The following is a 19,216-nucleotide window of genomic DNA, read 5'->3' as shown; positions in this document are numbered from 1 at the left end:
TTAAACAAAATTATCATTTTTTTTGAAACGAATAAGGTATATCTTTGCCGTATTATAAAAATAAATTTATGAGTTTACGTAAATATCTTACTAGCCGTGTGTTTCTTGTTCAAGTATTTCTAGCCGTTTTGATAATTGCTGTATTGGGATATCTGTTTATGCACTGGTTGACTTTTACGACGGATCACGGAAATGAAATTACAGTTCCTAATTTGAGTAAATTAACGGAGGAGCAAGTCGAGGAGAAACTGGACGCGTTAGATCTTGATTATGTATTGCTGGATAGTGTCAATTATATGAGTGATTATCCTAAGTTTTCTGTGGTACAGCAAGATCCTTTGCCGGGTGAAAAAGTAAAAATAGGAAGAAAAGTCTATATTAAAATTAATAGTTCTGGATTTTCATCAGTAAAAATTCCGGATTTAATCAATAAAACATATCGCGAAGCAATTCCGACTTTAAAAGCATTGGGACTAGAGGAAGGAACAATTACCTATGTGCCAAACCTTGGAAAAGACATGGTGTTGGAAATGCGTTTCCAAGGAAGAAACATAAAACCGGGGGACAAAGTCTTGAAGTCTTCTAAAATCGATTTGGTTTTAGGTGATGGGAAAGCGAGTTATGAAGAAGATATAAGAACGGATAGTATTGCTAATCCAACACAAGAAATGCCAAATGAACAATAATGTAGAGTCAGTTGACTTAGAAGAAGAATTATACGAACACTTTAAATTTGAAGTTCCTAAAGGGCAAGCACCTTTGCGAATAGACAAATACTTGATGAGTTTGATTCAAAATGCAACCCGTAACAAAATTCAAATTGCAGCTACGGAAGGGAATATTTTTGTAAACGATACTACAGTAAAGTCAAATTACAAAGTAAAAGCTTTTGATGTAGTGCGTGTGATGTTGACGCATCCACCTTATGAAAATCATATTGTGCCGGAGAATATCCCATTGGATATTGTTTATGAAGACGACACCTTGTTGTTGATTAACAAAAAGCCAGGAATGGTGGTTCATCCGGGACACGGAAATTATACTGGAACTTTAGTGCATGCGTTGGCCTATCATTTTGATAATTTACCAATGAATAGCAGCGAAAGACCGGGACTAGTGCACCGAATTGACAAAGACACATCGGGATTATTGGTGATTGCCAAAACAGAAGCTGCGATGTCACATTTGGCCAAACAATTTGAAGCTAAAACATCTGAAAGGGAGTATGTAGCTCTTGTATGGGGAAATGTAGTTGCTGATGAAGGGACTATTGAAGGAAATGTGGCACGTCACGTAAAAGACCGCATGCAAATGGCTGTTTTTGCCGATCCTGAAATAGGGAAACCAGCGGTTACGCATTACAAGGTTCTGGAACGTTTTGGTTATGTTACTTTGATTTCATGCCAGCTTGAAACGGGAAGAACGCATCAAATTCGTGTTCATTTAAAGCACATAGGTCATACTTTGTTTAATGACGAGCGTTATGGCGGTCATTTGATTTTGAAAGGAACGACGTTTACTAAATACAAACAGTTTATTGACAATTGTTTTAAAATATTACCAAGACAGGCTTTGCATGCAAAAACGCTAGGATTTGTTCATCCTACAACGGGTGAGATGATGCGTTTTGATACAGAACTACCTCAAGATTTCCAGGACTGTATTGAGAAATGGAGAGGATATTCTAAAACTAATTTATCCGAAGAAGGGGAGTAAGAATCTCACTAAACTATAAAATAGTCTGCGATATTGACATAAATGAAAATCCCTCTTGATTGTAATCGAGAGGGATTTTTTATGGTTTTACATCATAAGGTAGCTTTCTTTTATTTTTATGTTGAAATACTGACCTGGTTTGATTTGATATTTTTCTTTTTGTAATATTCTAAAATTAGGTAGATAGCTATTATTTGAAATAGTAGGGATAGAAGAGAACCTTCAAAACCAAAACCTCCGCCATTCCAAAGGGTAGGGCTTGGGTAGCTGATATTTATTAAGGAATAATCGTCATTGCCACTTACGTTAAAGCCGAAAATAGTTCCTTGAAAAAAATTCCAGCTAAAATGCAAGGCTATAGGAAACCATAATCTCTTGGTATTTATGTAGGTAATCCCCAAAAGAATTCCCGCAATAAAAAGATCAAATAGATTTAGTACCGATATAAAATCATTACCAAGGTGTAACAAACTAAAAAAGAGTGAGGAAACAATCAAGGCTACATATTTAGTATAGGATTTCATGAGGTTATTTAAAATATATCCTCTAAATAGTACTTCTTCACCAATGGCAACGAAAATAAATATGCCAATATTTAGTAAAAGTTCCGTGAGGTCAAAATTAATGGATTGAATACTTATTTCATTTGCGAAAAGTAACGATAAAAACCCTGTTAACATAATGATAAACCCTAATACTATTCCTAGGAGCAGGTTTTTCTTTACGGCTATATTTTGAAAACCGATGTTGATAAAAAACTCTCGGCCTAATTTTTTCTTAAAAAGCAATACTGTTACAAAAGTTGCCAGTAAGGTGGCTAGGGCTGTAATGAATGTTTGCAGGGAGGTGTTCGGACTTATAGTAGAATTTAAATAATCATAACCTGAAAAATAGAAAGAGATTAACTGAAATACCGCTGCAATAATAAGGTAAGGCAAAATTATATTTAATGAATTGTATAAACCACGGTGATTGTCAAAAGAAGGAATCTTCATTTTTTATTATGATTTGAAAAAGAATAAGATTGAAAATCTAAAACAGAATTGCTTTTATATGTAGCAATTGTTTTATAGCGCTAATAATTTTATTTGGTTTGTTGTAATTCTATTTTTTTGTTGTCAATAAATAGTCTGCAACTTGTGGTGGCAAATCCCGAGATATTGGCTTTAATATTGAGTTGTTTTCCATCTTTAGTGGTTAAGGTACCAGTCATTTGGCTTGGAGTAATGAAATTTAACTGCTCGTCCTGCAATTCATTGTTTACAAATAATTTTTCGCCAGTAAACCAGCCATTTGTTACTTTTATTTCAGAACCTTCATAGGTTGCAATCCATTCACTTTTCATAGTTAATTTGTTTTTAGGTTTAATTTTTTTTGGTCTAACTGAAGCCTTATTTTAATTTTAAAGCGGTATCAATTTTGGGTATTTATATCTCGTGGTAAAGACACAAATTAAAATAGAACTTTACAATACCCACTTATAGTGATATTTTGTGTTTTTTCTTGTAATAGAAAGCAGCTTACAGTATTTCAATCGTTCTAAAAGTAAGATTTACTCGTGGTGTAGAAACTCGTGTAGTGGGTGGTAAGCGATGCAACCAGTGCGTCTGGGTCTCATTTTTCATTAATAGTAAGCTTCCGTGTGCTAATATTTGGGATACGGTTTCTTTGCTATCTTTGTGTTTGAAGGTGAATTTACGTTCTGCACCAAAGCTGATGGAGGCAATCGCACCGTTTTTCTTTAAGTCTTTCTCGGCATCACTGTGCCAGCCCATGCCTTCGTTGCCATTGTGGTATAAATTGAGTAGGCAGGAATTGTAGGTTTCGCCCGTTTTTTCTTCCACGAGTGTTTTTAACTTAAGTAACACCGGAGTCCAGATTAAAGCTTGCTTGGTGTTATTGGAATAGGTATAGTTAAAATTTGTGTCGCCGTACCACGCCACTTTTCTTTTGGTAATTATAAGTTTGCCAAAGATAATGGCTTGGTCGTTTTTCCAGGCAATGGTTTCTAGTAAATTTTGCAGATAAAAGTTGGCTTCTTTCACCGGCATAATAGGGCCATAATAGAGTACGGTTCCGTCTTTGGGAAGCAAGTTTTGGTTTTCGTCTAATTCGGTGCTGAATAAATCCATTGTTTGTATGCTGTTTTCATGCAATGACCACAAGGTCGGAAATTGTTTTGAATTGCATCCGTCTCAGAGTTAAAAAATACCCGATTTTCTTTTTTCATTCGCTTCCCTGATTTGCAGTGCAGGGTTCCGTAAATTTTGAGTTTACTATTTCCTGTTGCTTTGTTTTGGGTTTTAGTTCCCCCTCTTTTATTTGTGCGTCATCATTGCTTTTGTTTTGCGTGAGGGGTTGTAGTGGAAATCCTCTCTTGTCTTATCTCGTTTTTAAAACGAGATAAGACAAGAGAGATTGTAGCGGAAGACCCGACCCGTAGGGACACGCCCAAGTTCTTTTGTCATTGTTAATTATAAGTTAAATATACTTATAAAGTCGATTAAGGCGAGGCTTAAAATTATTTTTGATACAGATTAATCATTAAACAACCATTAAATGAAGAAATTATTCATTTTGAGCACTCTGGCAGCTTTTGTACTTGCGCCTAGTGTAGTATTAGCCCAAAAACAGTGGCATATAGATAAGAAAAAGAATAAAAAAACAGAAGTAGTTGCTACTCCAGAAAAAAAACCTGAAGTTACCATTAAAGACTATGATAAGGTAATTACCAAAGACGCTATCTCTGATGATGGTTTATTTTGGGTACATAAAGTAGATAAAAAATATTATTTTGAAATTCCTAATAAATTGTTAGACAAGGACATGCTTTTAGTGAGCAGACTCTCAAAACTGCCTTCTAATTTAGGTGGTGGTTATGTCAATGCGGGTTCAGAGACAAATGAGCAGTTAGTCGTTTGGCAACGTTTTCAAGATAAAATTTTAATCAAACTAAAGTCTTATAGTGCGGTGGCCAATGATAGCTTGCCTATTAGTATTTCTGTAAAAAACAATAATTACGAGCCTACTTTGTATGCTTTTGATATTGTTGCTTTCAGTAAAGATTCAGCCAATACAGTAATTGATGTAACCAAGTTTTATGGAAGTGATGTCAAGGCCATAAGCGGATTATCATCTAGTATGAGAGAGACTTATAAGGTAAAGGGTATGGATGATTCTCGCAGTTTTATCACGGCGATGAAAAGTTTTCCGATGAATATTGAGGTGATTCAGGACTTTACTTATAATGCGAGTAAACCTCCCGTCCTTGAAGATACGGAAACGATTAGTATTCAAATGAACCAATCGATGATTTTGCTTCCTGAAATAATGATGCAACCGCGACTGGCCGATCCAAGGGTGGGTTGGTTTACGATGAGTCAATATGATTATGGCAGCGAGGAGTTAAAATCAGATAGTAAAACATACATCCGCAGATGGAGATTAGAGCCTAAAGATCCTGTGGCTTACGCCAAAGGGGAGCTGGTAGAGCCCATTAAACCCATCGTGTATTATATTGATCCTGCCACACCGGAAAAACTGCGTAAATACATTAAGCAAGGGATTGAAGAATGGCAAAAACCATTTGAAACAGCAGGTTTTAAAAATGCTATTATTGCCAAAGATCCTCCAACAAAGGAAGAAGATCCTGATTTTAGCCCGGAGGATATGCGTTATTCTGTAATACGTTATGTAGCTAGTACGACCCGTAACGCAGTTGGTCCTAGTGTTTCTGATCCCCGAACTGGAGAAATTATCGAAAGCGATGTTATCTGGTACCACAATCACTTGCGTTCGTACCGTAATCGCTATTTATTAGAAACAGGTGCTGCAAATCCATCTGCACGAACACTAAATACAAGTGATGAGGAAATGGGGGAGATGATGCGTTTTGTTATTGCTCATGAAGTGGGACATGCTTTAGGTTTTCCACACAATATGGGAGCAAGTTGTGCCTACGATACGGAGAGTTATAGAAATGCCGATTTCACACAAAAAAATGGAATAGCAGCGAGTTTAATGGATTATGCTCGTTTTAATTATATAGCCCAACCCGGAGATAAAGGAGTGCGTTTTATTCGCCAGATGGGGCCGTACGATCATTATGCAGTGAATTGGGGATATAGAGTAATTCCAAACTCCGTTTCTCCCGAAGCAGAAGTACCTACTTTAGACAAATGGATTATGGAAAAAGCGGGAGATCCCATGTATAAGTTTGGTAAGCAAAGTAGTAGTTTTGACCCAAGTTCACAAACGGAAGACATAGGGAATAATTCTATGAAAGCGAGTAGCTATGGACTTAAAAACTTAGAATATGTTGCGGCACATTTATCAGAATGGACGAGTGATGTGACTAATAATTATGAAGATTTAGAGGAGTTGTATAAAGAAATGTTAGATGTGTGGAGTAGGTATGTCGGCCATGTTGTGACCAATGTGGGTGGTGTGCATGAGGATATTAAAAAGCCCAATCAACAAGGAGTTATCTACACAGTCGCTCCAAAACTGCTACAGCAAGAAGCCATGCAGTGGTTGCAAACGAATGCTTTTGCCTCTCCTACCTGGCTGGTAAATGTGAAGACTTTAAAAAATACAGATTACTCTGGTTATACAGAACGTTTTAGAAATTTACAGGCAAGACATTTGAATAATGTGTTGAGTTTTGATCGTATTGGCCGATTAATGGATGCAGAAATTTTAGGTAGTGCTAACTATACTGCTTTGGACTTGCTAAGTGACATGAGAAAAGGAATCTGGAAAGAAGCCAATACTCCAACTGCAGTTTCTATCTATCGTAGAAACTTGCAACGTGCCTACATTGAAAGAATGGAATATCTTATGAAGGAAGAAATTAAACCTAGCCGTTCTGGAGAGTATTACAATGTGGCACAATCTGATGTAAGAGCTTTAGTTAGAGGCGAGTTAACGACTTTGAAATCAATACTAGGAATAGCAAAAAGTAATGCCGTGAATACAGAGACTAAATACCATTATGCCGATTGTATTCAACGGATTGCTTTAATTTTAGACCCTAAATAAATAAAAGTACTAAGCATTAAAAAGTCCGCTACTGAGCGGACTTTTTTATATCGCTTCGACTGGACGTCTTTTATGAATCTTTGTAAGTACAGGTTTATCTATTGGATGTTTTATTTTACATTCCTTTTTTTTTGGAAATTCAAAAATATAACTTTTACCTGTGAGGTAAACGAGACCGTGAATTAATGATTCTGGCAAAAAACTGAGTTTGTCTAAAAAATAATCATAGGTTTTAGTACAATAATTAGTGATCAGAAAAGGAAATGAGTTAGGTATAAGATAGAGGTCTTCTATGTACTGTTTGTCAACAATAGTTTTTTTATTGAATTTAAAATAATGGATTTCTTTGTTTTCTTTCTTTAATTTAATTAGTTCAAAAACAGATAAAGGTATTTTAGAGTTGGTATGGTAAAAAAATATTGATTTGGAAACATCAATTAGAACCCACTTCTGAAATTCTCTAGAGTATACTTCGTTAAAGGAATGACCACCGAGGATTGTTCGGTTAGCTGTCATAATTTTTAAGCCCCACTCTTTTACTTTTATATCGTTGATGACACAAAAATTATTATAAACCTGCGAAAGATCGCTGCAAATTCCCCCTTCACCTCTTATCATTTTTCGTAGTGCGCTGTTAGAGGATTTTCCAAGTCCTGCTCCCCCTTTGATATGATTTCTAAGCCACTTCGCTATTTTTTTTGCTTTTTCCATATCGCTCAGGTCTGCCTTTGGTTTCGTCAAAATCATTTTGTTCAGTTGAAAATAAAGAGGAGGAATGTCACATTTTGGATTTATAGCGTTGTAGCAAAAATTTTCAATACGACTTACCGATGATTTCCTAGAGACCATTCTGAATTTTATTTTGTACAAAAGAGAATGTCTCCTAAAATACCAAAGTAAGGGTTTGCTCATAATTCATTTTATTCGACGATTACAGAATCTAAATATAAAGAATTAAAATGCTAAAAGAATTAATTAATCGTTGAAAATCAGATATATACGATTAATTCAAAATATTTTAGGGGATTAGCATAATAGGGGATTAGGGAGAGTATATCTATCACCACACAAAAAAATCCCAATCTTACCGCTTTAAGATTGGGAATTTTTTTTTAATTTAAATACATGAATAATAATTGAATAGTAATTGAATAGTCTTATTCCTAAATAATTGGAGTTAATCAATGCTGTAAATACAAAAACTAAATACCATTATGGAGATTCTGTTCAACGAATCATTTTGATTTTAGAATCTAAATAAAGCTATATTATAGTCCTATAAAAACGCTATTTTTTTGTGGATTCTTTTTCCTCTGTTTTTTTAGCAGCGATAGTGGGTTGCTTGTACACTTCAATATCTTTCTTGATTAATCGTTGCTGCAGCCAGAGAACTAATTTTTGTACTGAGTTTTCTGTAAGGTCTTCTTTACTTTTATAGATCAAGACAGGTATTGTTTTGATACTATCGGTACCTTCATTAAAAGTATGATTGGATATCGAAATATTATCTACCTCAGGAAACAAAATTTTTATTTCAGCTAATAAGGCTTTATTATCATACTTATTTGCGACGATTTGTTTTTTTAGACTTAAAATTGAAACGTCTTTTTGGCTTAATTGTGATTTATTAAAATTAATTTCGTTTAGAATATCGCTTTTAAGGTCTGTTGTATCCTGTATTACAGATAGGGTAGTGTTATTAATATCATACGCTTTAAGTCTTTGATTTAGTTTTTTAATTTCAGCAGCGCTATATCTTTTGGAAAGAAAACCGAGTTCTAGTTTTTTGGGGTTTTGATTGAATTTGGTTTTCTTATATAAAATGGCAATTCCTTTATTTGAAAACTCATTTTCTGTAAAAAGATCAATTTGGTGCTGGTATTTCTTTTCTTCAATTAATTGGTAGGCAAAATAGATACTAGGTAGGATTAATACTGTGATTAAGCCTGTAATAATATACTTCACTTGTTTTTGCGCCTTATCATCTAGTTGCTTTTTGGTAGGGTACTTTAAATATTTTACGATGAAAAAAGTAGAAATGCAAATGAAAACGCAGTTGATAGAATACAAATACATGGCGCCAAAAAAGAATTTAAAACTCCCTAATGCTAGGCCGTATCCTGCAGTACATAGAGGTGGCATAAGGGCCGTTGCGATGGCTACACCGGGTATTGGATTGCCTTTTTCTACTCTTGTTATGGCAATTGCACCAACTAAACCCCCAAAAAAAGCAATAAGGATATCATAGATATTCGGGGAAGTTCTAGACAATAATTCGGGTTGCGCTTCTTTGAATGGGCTAATGTAAAAATAAAGTGTAGAAACAAATAAACCAACAAGCGTGGCAATTAGCAGATTTTTTAAGGATTTTTTCAGTAAATTGAAATCATAAACACCTAGCCCAAAACCAGCTCCTATAATGGGACCCATTAGCGGTGATATTAGCATCGCACCTATTATCACCGCCGTAGAATTCACATTTAACCCTATAGATGCCACAACAATAGCACATGCTAGAATCCATAAATTAGATCCTCTAAAGGAAATGTTGGACTTTACGAAATCCAATACTTTGTTCTTTTCTTCTTCCCCCTTGCTTAGGTTGATATAAGCAAAAAGACTATTTACTATTGTTTTCATCAATGCCTTCTTTTAAAGTGTTTTTCAAAAAGATAAACCCTATTAATCCTGCTATTAAAGAAGAAAGAAGAATGATAAATTTAGCATTGCTAATTATAGTTTGGTCATCGAATGCAAGTAACGTGATGAAAATGGACATTGTAAACCCAATACCTCCCAAAAATCCGACGCCAATAATTGTTTTCCAATTCAAATCAGAGGGAAGTTTACAAATTCCCAAAGAAACGGCAGTAAGTGAAAAGAGATAGATTCCCAATGGTTTTCCTACTATTAATCCTAAAGCGATTCCAATACTGTAATGCTGAGCGATAGTTTCTCCTATGTTTGAACTGATAACGATTGCTGTGTTGGCTAACGCAAAGAGCGGAAGTATTAAAAAACCAACCGGTTTATGTAGGAAACGCTGTAAAATGGATGAGGTAGATGCTTTATCTCCATTTCCAAACGGAATAACAAAAGCTAATAATACTCCTGTAACAGTAGCGTGAATTCCTGAATGAAGCATAAACCACCACATAATGACACCACCAATAAGGTAAGGAACTAAATTTCTAACTTTCATACGGTTAAGTACAAACAACACTAACATTGTAGCTAAAGCATATATTAAGTTAGCCCAAAGAATAGTTTTTGTGTAAAAAATTGCAATAACCAGAATAGCTCCTAAGTCATCTATAACTGCTAATGCGGTTAAGAATATTTTTAAAGACAATGGTACCCGATTGCCTAATAAAGATAGAATTCCCAATGCAAAAGCGATGTCAGTTGCCATAGGAATACCTGCGCCAGAATGTGCAACAGTCCCGTAGTTGAGCAGTAAATATAGTCCTGCAGGAACAAGCATTCCTCCCAAGGCTGCAAATATGGGTAGTAGAGCATCTTTTATGTTTGACAATTCACCTTCATAGATTTCTCTTTCTAATTCTAAACCAATTAATAAAAAGAAGATGGTCATTAAACCATCATTAATCCAATATTCCAGACTTTCGCCTCCCAGTTTCATATGCCAGGTATGCAGGTATTGTGAACCAAAGATTGAATTTGCCATAAACAAAGAAAATATGGTGCACGCTATAAGTATAAGCCCAGTTGATTTTTCGCTTTCAAAAAACTCATTAAATAAATCTGAATTGTAAATGCGCTTTATTGTTTTTTTCATTTTTGTCTTCATGGATTCTTTTTACCCTAAAACCGGAAGGATTTCCGTTTTTGTTACTAATTTAAAGGACTAATTCTTAGAATTACAAAAATAGCTAAATAGTTACGAATCTCCTCCTAGAAATTGATAATATTATCAGACCTTACCGTATTAACTATCCTAAAACAGGAATTTAAGTTTTGTTTTTTTTGATAATTTGACAACAATAAAAAACGGTTTTCATGCTATTTTGTTAGTAGATTTCTTCAAATTACACGACAGTTGTTGTTTAAACACTTTACAACTAAAAGAGGATTTGCTATAAATAGTAGCAATAATAGAGGTTAGTTTTTGGATACAGTACTATTTTTGATGTAATCTAAATATGCACGAAAGGTTTCTTTCAATTTCCAAAGTACTACGACAGTCATAATTGCTGCTACAGCACCCACGATCATTCCTACATTTAATATTCTACGTTATTCTAAATTGTATTTCCTAATACTTTAAGACCATCTTATCTAAGAGAACGATATTTAATAACAACAAATCTCAACTATGGACAAAATACCCAAGTGCGGCCACAATAACTGCAGCATTAAGAATTGAGGTCGATTTTTTTGGTTCGATGGAAGGAATAGTATTTGCGATGATTTATTTTTTTATTTGAAGCTTTAATAATAGGTCGGTTTGTATGTCGTCGCCTAAGGTAAAAACATGTTTGTCAAATTCGACAAATCCATTTTTAGCATAAAATCCAAGCGCTCTGTAATTTTCTTCCCAAACACCCAACCAAATATATTCAACTTGCCTTTGGTGTGCGATTTCCAGTACTTGATCAATAAATAACTGTCCCACTTTTTCACCGTGGTATTCCTGTAAAACATAAATGCGATGAATTTCCATCGCGTGCTCATTCATTAACTCAGTTTGTGCGCTACCAAAATTTATTTTTAAATAACCAATAATTTTAGCGTCAAAAATGGCTAGGTAAAAGGAAGAATCCGGATTAGTAAGTTCCTTGGTTACTTGTTGTGCATTAAAACTTTGCGCGATATAATTAGAAAGGTTTTTAGCGGTATTTACTGCGGCAAAAGTTTCGGTGAAGGTTTGCTTGCCGATTAATTGTAGCGATTCTAAATCGGATAGTGCTGCTATTCTAATTTCAATTTTGCTCATGATAAAAAAATAGTGGGTTTGTGTTATAAAATTCAGAATCAAAAATAACATATTTAAAATTTGCTGCAATTTTTATTTTCTATTTCATCATTAAACAAATCGATTTGTATATGTGTGTTTATTGTTTTTCAATTTGTACTTTTGAGTTTGTATTAAAAAGAACCTCCAACAGGATTAATTATGAAAATTGTCATATCACCAGCCAAATCTTTAAACTTCGAAAAGGAATTACCTACTTCACAATATACCGAACCTGCTTTCTTGAAAGAATCAAGGGAAATTCAAAAAGTATTGAAGCAGCAATCCCCAAAAGACCTTTCTGAATTAATGGATATTTCAGCTAAATTAGCGGACTTGAACTGGCAACGGAATAAAGATTGGAAAACGCCTTTTACGCCTGAAAATGCCCGCCCCGCTATCTATGCTTTTGATGGAGATGTTTATACTGGTTTAGATGGGTATTCGATTCCAATAGAAAAAATAGAAAATTTACAAGATAGTTTACGAATACTTTCGGGTTTGTATGGAGTGCTGAAACCATTAGATTTAATTCAGGCATACCGATTAGAAATGGGTACAAAACTGTCTATTGGAGACGATAAAAACTTATATGAATTTTGGAAAACTAAAGTAACAAAATCGCTAAACAAAGAATTAGAGAAAGGGGAGTTGTTTGTCAACCTAGCAAGTAATGAATATTTTTCGGCGGTAGATACTAAAGCTTTGAAAGTTCCGGTAATCACTCCTGACTTTAAGGATTATAAAGATGGGAAACTGAAGATAATCAGTTTTTTTGCAAAGAAAGCCAGAGGAATGATGGTACGTTATATTATAGATACCGAAGCAAAAACAATAGAAGATTTAAAAGGCTTCAATTATGATGGCTATCAATTTGATGCTACAATTTCAAAAGGCGATCATTTAGTATTTACCCGATAGTCCTTTTCAAAATAATTCATAAAAAAACTCCCACTTAGATCGGAGTTTTTTTATGAATATTAATGCATGGCATCGGCCGGATTGATTTTGTTTTTTCCTCTTTTGATGAAGAATATAATTGGAATACAACAGAGGAACATAATACCCAGATACATAAAAATATCCATATACGATAATACAGTACTTTGCTTTAATACCGAATAATCAATTGCCTGATAGGCTTTTTTCATAGATTCATTGGCAGTGAATCCTTTTGACATAAATCCTTTTTGCAAAAGTTGTAATCGTTGTTGTACTTCAAATTTACTGCTATCTAAGTGTGCTATCAGATTGACGCGATGTTCCTGACTGAATCGTGTGATAAAAGTAGTTATGATGGCAATACCAAATGAACCTCCCAATTGTCTCATCATACCTGTAAACGCAGCTCCTTCACCAATGTTTTTACCTGATAAAGTAGATAGCGATAAAGTAGTAATAGGCACGAAAAGTAATCCTAAACCAACTCCTCTTAAAATTAAAGCCCAATACATATGTTCTTCGCCAGTATCGGGTGTCATGCTATTGTGCATCATTAAGGTAAATAAAAAGAAAACTAAGAACCCAACACCAATCATATACCCTTGAGGAACTCCTTTTTGAATCAATTTACCAATAATTGGCATCATAAAAGCAGTAGTTATAGAACCGGGAATCAATAATAAACCAGCATCAGTGGCAGTCCATCCTAAAATGGATTGTGTGTATATTGGAATTATTAATGTGGAACCATACAATCCAAAACCAAGAATGAAAGCCATAAGCGTACCAATTCTCAAATTCCCGTCCTTCAGAACACTTAAATTTACGATTGGATATTTATAGGTTAATTCCCTCCAGATGAAGAGGATTAAGCCAAATAATGAAACTACACTTAATAAAATAATCAATTTGTTGTTAAACCAGTCATCTTGTTGCCCATGTTCCAGTACGAATTGTAATGAACCAATAAAGGATGCCAAAAGAATGATTCCTATCCAATCGACTTGATTCGACTTCAATTTTTCTCCGTATTTTGGGCTTTTAACAAAACTTAAAGTCAAAAGAGTCGCGATAATACCCAGTGGAATATTGATGTAAAAAATGTAAGGCCATGAAAAATGATCTACAAGATACCCACCTAAAGGAGGGCCCAACGTAGGACCTACAATTACACCCATTCCATAGATAGCTTGCGCCATTCCTCTTTTTGCAATAGGATAGCTCTCTGTAATAATCGTTTGTGCCGTTACCAATAAGGCACCACCTCCAAGACCTTGAATAAATCGGAAGGCCACTAATTCCCATATATTAGTAGCGTTACCACATAAAAAAGAAGCGACGGTAAAAATAATTATCGAAACAGCAAAGTAATTTCTTCGTCCAAATTGTTGTGAAAGCCAACTGGTCATTGGGATTACAATCACATTTGCAATTGCATAGGCAGTAATAACCCAAGCAACATCAGTTAATGTTGCGCCAAGGCTTCCTCTCATGTTTGTTAGCGCCACATTGACAATAGTGGTATCTACAATTTCCAGCAAAGCACATAGTACTGCCGTTATTGTAATGATAACCCGTCTAAAGCCGTATTCGACTAAATCGTCGTCTCCTTGTCCTATTACCATTTTATGCGGTCTCTATTTATTATTTAAGCTAATGATGTTCCAGTATATTGCCGATAACTTATGCCGGTTTTTCGACATAGTTTAAAAATAGTCCTCCCGATGATTATCGGAATTATGGGACTATATTAAAAACATAAGCGGTATTATTTTATATGTACGTCTACATCCACATTCATTCCCGGACGTAATAATTTTATTTTTTCAATATCGTTGTTTGCATCAATGCTAATTTTTACGGGTAAACGTTGAATCGTTTTTACAAAATTACCAGTTGCATTATCTGGAGGTAAAATAGAAAAACGCGCTCCAGTTGCAGGAGAAAAAGAAGTAACCGTTCCATTAAAAGCATAATCAGGATAGGCATCTACTTTGATAGTCACTTTTTGCCCAATCACCATTTTATTCAATTGCGTTTCTTTAAAATTAGCTACAACCCATGCTTCATTGTTGTTGATAATATAAAAAAGAGATTGTCCTGGTTGAACTAACTGTCCTGGTTGAATATCTATTTTAGAAACCTGTCCGTCAATTGCTGCAGTGATAGCGGTATAACTTAAATTCAAAACTGCAGAGGCAAGTAATGCTTTAGCTCTTTTGATATTGGCATCAGCCACATCCGTTTGTTTGTCAGTTGCTTTTGATTTTGCCACAACAACTGATTTTTGAAAAGCACTTGCTTTTTCTTGCTGTTGCAAAATACGTACTTGATTCTCAGCCTCTAATTTAGCCGCTAAAGCCTGTTCGTATTGTTGTTTTGTGATCGTGTGGCTTTTATATAAATTGTTATATCGGTTGTAATCACTACTTACGCGATCTAATTTTATTTTAGCACTTTCAATGTTTCCGCCGGCTGACTTCACATTAGCTTCCGACACAGAAATACTAGCCAGAATACTACCGATGTCTGCTTTTGTAATTTCTAAATTTCCTTCGGCTGCAGCCAGATTTGCTGTTGCTTCGTCTATTTTTAATTGGTAATCTTTCTTGTCAATTGTAAATAAAGTATCTCCTTTTTTTACGAAATCGTTGTCTTTTATAAACACCTTGCTTACGTATCCCGATACTCTTGGGATAATTGGGTTCATGTTTTTCTCAATTTGTGCATCATCAGTTCCTTCGTGAGAAAGGGAATGAATATACTTATAGGTTCCATAAATAACACCTAATAATACTAATGAAGTAATTATAATGATAAACTTGGTATTGGTCTTTTTCTTAGTCATTTTAAGTGTCGATTATATTTTTGAAAGATTGAAAGTTTGGTTTAATTGCCCGCTTACAGAAAGCAATTCATAGTATTTTTGGATAACATTAGCCCTTGCTAGTGTTTTATTGATATTAGAACCCAGTTGCTCTACATCAGCCTCAAGAAGATCGTTGGTGTCAGATAAACCGTTATCATATTTATCTCTGATTATTCTGTAATTTTCTGATGCTTGTTCCACCGCCTGATTGTAAACTAGATCTTGTTTTAAAGCTAAATCATAATCTTCAATGGCTTTTTGTACTTGTATTTTGATATAGTCAGTAAGCATCATTTCTGAATTTTGTACTTCAAGTGCTTTGCTTTCTGCTATTTTAACATTGGTACCATTTTTTAGAATACCGCTTAAATCATAGGATACGCCAACACCAATGTTCATGGCGTTTTGCACTGTGAGAACATTTTTTAAATCTAATGCAGTATAACCACTAATGATTGAAATAGAAGGGTAATAACCGCTTTTAGCCATTTGAACATTAGCTAAACTAGCTTTTTCTTGTAATCGAATGGATTCTAAATCTTTACGGTTTCCCAATGCTAGCTCGTCATTAGTCGGAATGTTAGTCATTTTGAAGTCGGCAAAATCACTTTCTTTTATTTCTAATTTTGTTTTTGAATCCATTTTTAACAGACTGACAAGCTCAAAATTCACTGTATTTAATTCACTGATAGCTTGGTCTAAAGACAGCTGTACTTTTGAAACTTGAAGTTGTGATTTTAACAGATCATTTCTTGGAATAATACCGTTTTTTTCCAATTCAAGAAAATCAGTAACCCGTTGTTGAGCACTTTTTTGATTTTCTTTTAAAAGTTGAACCGTTTTTTGTGCTTTATACAAACTGGCATAGTAGTTAACGACCATCATCGCCACTTCTTCTTTCGTTTGCATTGCAGCGGCTGTTTCAGCCTGATACATGTTATCGTAAGCTTTAATGTTGTTTTGAATTTTAAAACCAGAAAATATGGGAAGACTAGCGCTTACTTGTCCTATCATTAATTGATCTGCAACAGGAAGCGGCCCAGAATCACTACTTTTATTTATTTTGAAATCAATGGATGCTTTCGTTAATCGTTGGTATTGTCCTGAAATTTTCAAATCAGGATAGCGGCTGTTTTTAACTGACTGTAGTTCTAATTTTTTAGTTGTGACTTTTGTGTTTGCCAATGAAACTTCATTGCTTTTGGCCCAAGCCAAATGAATGGCTTCATCGAGTGTTAAACTCGTTTTTTCTTGCGCTTCTATTGATGAAATTCCGATGAAGAATATCCCAAAGAGCATGAGTTGACTAACTTTCATATATCAGAAGTGCTTTTATGGTTTGTTGAATGTGTTTTGTCAGGTTGACATTTATATAATTATTGTACAAATCTTCAGTGTTTAGCTGTAATAAATTCATGAAATACTCTTTATTCATATGAAAATGAAAAAAAGTACCTAGAATCGTGGGAGTGATTAGCGGAATCGAAATGTCTTTTCTAAAAACACCTTTATCCTGGCCTTCATTAATGATAGCTTCTAGAGATTTTAAATTGCTTTTTCGCAACTCATAAAAGGATTTTATATTTAATTCCTTTTTTTTGGTCGCTACTTCAAAGTGAAGGATTCTAAAAATTCCCTTATTGCAATTGATCTTATTGATGTAAATTTCAATCAGTTTATTAATTTTTGCAATAGGATCTAGATTTTCAACCAACAAATTTTCAATCTGTATCTTTAAATCTTTAGTTCTATAAAATATTAGGGATTCCAGTAAACGTTCCTTTGAACCAAAATAATAAGAAACCATAGCGATATTAATCTTGGCTTCTTTTGCTATATTTCGAATGGAAGTTCCGTCAAAACCTTTCTCAGCAAATAAGATTTCTGCTACTTGTAGGATTTGAATTTGTTTGTCGTTAAAATCTGTTTTGAATGCCATTGATTTTAAATATGTTTCAAAATTAAACAAGTGTTTAAATTAAACACTTGTTTAATTTAATTTTAACATTTATTTAACAAGTAAGTGCTATAGAAGTTAAACGGAGAATAGAATTAAAAAAGAATATTCCTATTGAGATCGTTTTAGACTTTATAACTTACTGTTTTTCGTAGGGACTGAAAATGGGCGTTAGGTGCTTTTTTTGAGAATTTCTGTTCATTTTTTCTAAATTTAGTTAGATTTGTAAAGTAGGTTAGAGTGTCTTAGGTAACATTTACTTATTGAATTATGCAAGGCGCGCTACATCTACAGCCATTTATAAATTTATACTTTTTCTAATTTTGTTTTTATGACATCTAATAATATAAATCGCCTAAAGTCATTGACAACCATTAGTTTAGTACTGATTGTTTTGATCAGTTTCGCCTACAGATCATTGAGGGCAGATAAGGGGATAGTAGGTAAGAGGTTGCCAGAAAAGAAGGAAATGCTCGTCAAGGACGCACCAATAAATGGAAGTGAAATTAATGTTCCCTTGCGGGACAGTATTGTTAGTTTTGGTATGGATTTAGTGGGTACTCCTTATGTTGAAGCTGGGTGCAGCAGGGATGGGTTTGACTGTTCAGGATTTGTATACTTTGTTTTTCAGCATTTTAAAATTCAGGTTCCAAGAAGCTCTTCACAATTTGATAATTTTGGGAAAGAAATCGCCATTGAAAGCGTGAAAAAGGGAGATGTTTTGTTGTTTTTAAGTCCGACCAGAAATGTTATTGGGCATTTGGGTATCGTTTCTAATCCAAAAGGAATGGAAAGTGATTTTATTCACGCAACTTCAGGTCGGGATATGAAAGTGATTATTTCAAGTCTAAAACAGCGAGGATATACAAGAAGATTTGTCAAAGCAATACGAGTCTTATAGATTCGGAGACAGTAATTGTGCAATGGGTATTATGAATTTTGTTGAGGTAAAGTAAAAAATGCAAAAGTAGAAAAAAACGAACAGTAACATATATTCAAAATTGTGAATATCTATTTCAATAATAACCGATTTTTTTTCCTTTAAAATCTATCTTTGACATCCTAAAAAATAAATAGATGAGCACAACTTGGTACGAATGCAAAGTTAAATATAGAAAAACAGATGAAACTGGAGGTCAAAAGATTACGACAGAACCTTATTTGGTAGATGCTTTATCGTATACCGAAGCCGAAAGTAGAATTAATGAAGAAATGTCAGCTTATATCAGTGAAGAGTTTAAAATCACGAATATAAAAGTGGCTAATTATGCTGAGATTCATCCTTTTGAAAATTGTGATCGCTGGTTTAAATCAAAAATTTCTTTATTAGCTTATGATGAAGAAAGTGGTAAAGAACGCAAAACTAATATGTATTTTTTAGTACAGGCTAATGATGTAAAAGAAGCTTTTGATAATACAATGGGAATCATGCAAAGCACCATGGGTGAATATAATATTCCAGCTGTTTCAGAATCTCCTATTATGGATGTTTTCCCGTATTTCTCAGGAGAAGAAGAAGATTTGGAAAAAATAGAAAAGTTTAACGCACTAAAGGCTGCTAGACCTGAAGTTGTAGTAGAAGCAGAAGATACTATGGAATTTGCTGTCGAAGAAGAAACGGCTTCCTAGTTATTATAATTAAAATAATTACCCCAAATTATGGAGTGCATTATACCTTTAGTCTCGAGTCACAAATTATAAATCTGATTCAGGATGG

General features: G+C 34.2%; 17 protein-coding genes and 1 pseudogene. 6 read left to right on the top strand and 12 right to left on the bottom strand.

The features are described from left to right. Window positions 1-68: 68 nt before the first annotated feature. Both BMW63_RS07560 and BMW63_RS07555 read left to right on the top strand, forming a co-directional pair. Window positions 69-686, top strand: a complete 618-nt coding sequence (locus tag BMW63_RS07560; protein WP_074722857.1) for a PASTA domain-containing protein — start codon at window positions 69-71, stop codon at window positions 684-686. After that, window positions 676-1,716, top strand: coding sequence for an RluA family pseudouridine synthase (locus BMW63_RS07555; RefSeq protein ID WP_074722856.1), 1,041 nt, complete (start codon window positions 676-678; stop codon window positions 1,714-1,716). Before BMW63_RS07560 ends, BMW63_RS07555 begins: the two co-directional genes overlap by 11 nt. A gap of 116 nt (window positions 1,717-1,832) precedes the next feature. Here the strand turns inward: BMW63_RS07555 and BMW63_RS07550 are convergent, their stop codons facing one another. The 4 genes and pseudogenes from BMW63_RS07550 to BMW63_RS07535 all read right to left on the bottom strand — a co-directional run. Then, the gene (locus BMW63_RS07550) at window positions 1,833-2,711 is read right to left on the bottom strand and encodes a CPBP family intramembrane glutamic endopeptidase (RefSeq protein WP_074722855.1); all 879 of its coding nucleotides are present in this window, start codon (window positions 2,709-2,711) and stop codon (window positions 1,833-1,835) included. Between the two features lie 89 nt (window positions 2,712-2,800). Continuing rightward, window positions 2,801-3,061 (bottom strand): hypothetical protein, encoded by a 261-nt coding sequence (locus tag BMW63_RS07545; protein ID WP_074722854.1) that lies wholly within the window; start codon window positions 3,059-3,061, stop codon window positions 2,801-2,803. 175 nt (window positions 3,062-3,236) lie between these two features. Then, window positions 3,237-3,848 carry an alpha-ketoglutarate-dependent dioxygenase AlkB family protein gene (locus tag BMW63_RS07540; protein WP_074722853.1) on the bottom strand — a complete coding sequence of 204 codons (612 nt, stop codon included), beginning with the start codon at window positions 3,846-3,848 and terminating at the stop codon, window positions 3,237-3,239. Further along, window positions 3,824-4,000: pseudogene (locus BMW63_RS07535) on the bottom strand (Ada metal-binding domain-containing protein); the annotation flags it as partial. The gene BMW63_RS07540 and the pseudogene BMW63_RS07535, both read right to left, overlap by 25 nt. A 275-nt stretch (window positions 4,001-4,275) precedes the next feature. Here BMW63_RS07535 and BMW63_RS07530 point away from each other — a divergent pair. Further along, window positions 4,276-6,756, top strand: coding sequence for a zinc-dependent metalloprotease (locus BMW63_RS07530; RefSeq protein ID WP_074722852.1), 2,481 nt, complete (start codon window positions 4,276-4,278; stop codon window positions 6,754-6,756). Between the two features lie 45 nt (window positions 6,757-6,801). Here BMW63_RS07530 and BMW63_RS07525 read toward each other — a convergent pair whose 3' ends face one another. The 4 genes from BMW63_RS07525 to BMW63_RS07510 form a co-directional block, all read right to left on the bottom strand. Then, window positions 6,802-7,467, bottom strand: a complete 666-nt coding sequence (locus BMW63_RS07525; protein ID WP_245744914.1) for a hypothetical protein — start codon at window positions 7,465-7,467, stop codon at window positions 6,802-6,804. A gap of 576 nt (window positions 7,468-8,043) precedes the next feature. Then, window positions 8,044-9,396, bottom strand: a complete 1,353-nt coding sequence (locus tag BMW63_RS07520; protein ID WP_074722850.1) for a TIGR00341 family protein — start codon at window positions 9,394-9,396, stop codon at window positions 8,044-8,046. Further along, the gene (nhaA, locus tag BMW63_RS07515) at window positions 9,377-10,567 is read right to left on the bottom strand and encodes a Na+/H+ antiporter NhaA (RefSeq protein ID WP_074722849.1); all 1,191 of its coding nucleotides are present in this window, start codon (window positions 10,565-10,567) and stop codon (window positions 9,377-9,379) included. The genes BMW63_RS07520 and nhaA overlap by 20 nt, the downstream gene beginning before the upstream one ends. Window positions 10,568-11,188: 621 nt before the next feature. Then, complete coding sequence (locus tag BMW63_RS07510) at window positions 11,189-11,713, bottom strand: GNAT family N-acetyltransferase (RefSeq protein WP_074722848.1); 525 nt, start codon at window positions 11,711-11,713, stop codon at window positions 11,189-11,191. A 180-nt stretch (window positions 11,714-11,893) separates the two neighbouring features. On the opposite strand from BMW63_RS07510, the gene yaaA reads away from it, so the two are divergent. Beyond that, entirely contained in the window at window positions 11,894-12,652 is a 759-nt protein-coding gene (yaaA, locus tag BMW63_RS07505; protein ID WP_074722847.1) for a peroxide stress protein YaaA, read from the top strand. Window positions 12,653-12,711: 59 nt separating this feature from the next. Here the strand turns inward: yaaA and BMW63_RS07500 are convergent, their stop codons facing one another. The 4 genes from BMW63_RS07500 to BMW63_RS07485 form a co-directional block, all read right to left on the bottom strand. Beyond that, entirely contained in the window at window positions 12,712-14,298 is a 1,587-nt protein-coding gene (locus BMW63_RS07500) for an MDR family MFS transporter (RefSeq protein WP_074722846.1), read from the bottom strand. A gap of 143 nt (window positions 14,299-14,441) precedes the next feature. After that, the gene (locus BMW63_RS07495) at window positions 14,442-15,521 is read right to left on the bottom strand and encodes an HlyD family secretion protein (protein ID WP_074722845.1); all 1,080 of its coding nucleotides are present in this window, start codon (window positions 15,519-15,521) and stop codon (window positions 14,442-14,444) included. Window positions 15,522-15,533: 12 nt separating this feature from the next. Then, window positions 15,534-16,859, bottom strand: coding sequence for a TolC family protein (locus tag BMW63_RS07490; RefSeq protein WP_074722844.1), 1,326 nt, complete (start codon window positions 16,857-16,859; stop codon window positions 15,534-15,536). Then, window positions 16,849-17,481: a TetR/AcrR family transcriptional regulator gene (locus BMW63_RS07485; RefSeq protein WP_074722843.1), complete on the bottom strand. Its 633-nt coding sequence runs from the start codon at window positions 17,479-17,481 to the stop codon at window positions 16,849-16,851. Before BMW63_RS07485 ends, BMW63_RS07490 begins: the two co-directional genes overlap by 11 nt. A 349-nt stretch (window positions 17,482-17,830) precedes the next feature. Between BMW63_RS07485 and BMW63_RS07480 the strand changes: the two genes are divergently transcribed. Both BMW63_RS07480 and BMW63_RS07475 read left to right on the top strand, forming a co-directional pair. After that, window positions 17,831-18,400, top strand: coding sequence for a C40 family peptidase (locus BMW63_RS07480; RefSeq protein ID WP_083380391.1), 570 nt, complete (start codon window positions 17,831-17,833; stop codon window positions 18,398-18,400). Window positions 18,401-18,576: 176 nt separating this feature from the next. Further along, a complete protein-coding gene (locus BMW63_RS07475) occupies window positions 18,577-19,128 on the top strand; it encodes a DUF4494 domain-containing protein (protein WP_074722842.1) in 552 nt (183 codons plus the stop codon). Window positions 19,129-19,216 lie beyond the last annotated feature (88 nt).

The organism is Flavobacterium frigoris (assembly GCF_900111075.1).
GTDB classification, from domain to species: Bacteria; Bacteroidota; Bacteroidia; order Flavobacteriales; family Flavobacteriaceae; genus Flavobacterium; species Flavobacterium frigoris.
The sequence above is the reverse complement of the archived record's forward strand: the minus strand, read 5'-3'. Positions and strand labels throughout refer to the sequence as shown.